The sequence below is a fragment of the Mycobacterium sp. ABE4_509 genome (assembly GCF_056160785.1).
The window spans coordinates 1-1,377 of record NZ_JBSWXU010000296.1 but is presented as its reverse complement, the minus strand read 5'-3'; the positions used below and the strand labels follow the sequence as shown (position 1 = coordinate 1,377).

Here is a 1,377-nt window from a genome sequence, read left to right as displayed (position 1 = left end):
GCCCCCGCCACCGCCGAACCCGTTCGTCTTCCCGAATCCGTTCGCGCCCCCGCCGCCGCCCGCCGCTCCGCTGGCGGCCACCCAGCCGGCCACGATCCCCCCGGGCACCCCGGCGGGGCAGAACCCGACGCCCTACACCGGTGAGCCGGTGTTCCTGCCGCCGTCGTTCAACCCGGTCAACGGATCGATCGTGGGTGCGGCCAAACCGATCTACATCAACTTCCAGCGCCCGATCGCCGACCGGCAGATGGCCGAGGACGCGATCCACATCTCGTCGGTGCCGCCGGTGCCCGGCCGCTTCTACTGGACCAGCGACACCCAGGTGCGCTGGCGTCCCCAGGACTTCTGGCCGGCCGGGACCGTCGTCAACATCGACGCCGGGGGCACCAAGTCGAGTTTCAGCGTTCCCGAGCAGCTCGTGGCCACCATCGACAACGACACCAAGCAGATGGAGGTCATGCGTGACGGCGAGCTCGTCAAGACCTTCCCGGTGTCGATGGGCAAGTCGGGCTACGAGACCAAGAACGGCACCTACTACGTGCTGGAGAAATTCGACGAGATCGTGATGGATTCGTCGACCTACGGCGTCCCGGTCGACGATCCGTCCGGCGAGGGGTACAAACTCGACGTCGAGGACGCCGTCCGGATCGACAACAGCGGCATCTTCGTGCACAGCGCGCCGTGGTCGGTGGGCTCGCAGGGCAGCAGCAACGTCAGCCACGGCTGCATCAACCTCAGCCCGGCCAACGCCCAGTGGTTCTTCGACAACTTCGGCAGCGGCGACGCGGTGGTGATCAAGAACACCAACGGCGGCTGGTACACCCAGCCCGACGGTGCCTCCGACTGGCAGATGTTCTGACCGGATAGCTTTTTCCCGGCGGGTGGCCCCCGCCCCGTGCCACGATGGTGACAGGCCGACGGCGTGACAGCCGTCGGTGCGGCATCCGGGGGTGGCGCTATGCCCGGCGACGGCAGATCGGTGACGCGCACGATCGCGGTGATCGTGTCGACGATGCTGGCCATCGTGGCGTTGCGCGGCTATCTGCCCGGGTCGCCGGCCGAATCCGAACCGGGTGAGCCCGCCGGCGGTGCGGGAAGCCTGGTCGCCGTCGGAGTCATGCTCGCGGTGTCGCTGGCCGTCATCGCGATGTCGCTGCGGGCGCAGCGCCCACGCCGACGCGGCCCGGCCGAGGCGGTCGAACTCCCCGGCGACGGCCGCAGCAGGCGGCTGCAGTGGCGGCCGCTGCTGATCGCCGGCACCGCGCTGCTGGCCTGGCTGGCGGTGGTCTATCTGCTGCTCAGGTGGGCGGCCCCGGCACCGCTCGACGAGCCCGCGGCAACGGGCCCGGAGGCCGGCGGCGACCCGCAGTCCGAGCG

At 70.2% G+C, this 1,377-nt stretch carries 1 protein-coding gene and 1 pseudogene; both read left to right on the top strand.

The window, feature by feature from the left end:
• The coding region (locus tag ACXAID_RS28105; protein ID WP_475025434.1) for a L,D-transpeptidase at positions 1 to 859 on the top strand (859 nt) is incomplete at its 5' end.
• Positions 860 to 958: 99 nt separating this feature from the next.
• Positions 959 to 1,377 (top strand): annotated as a pseudogene (locus ACXAID_RS28100) (DUF4129 domain-containing protein); the annotation flags it as partial.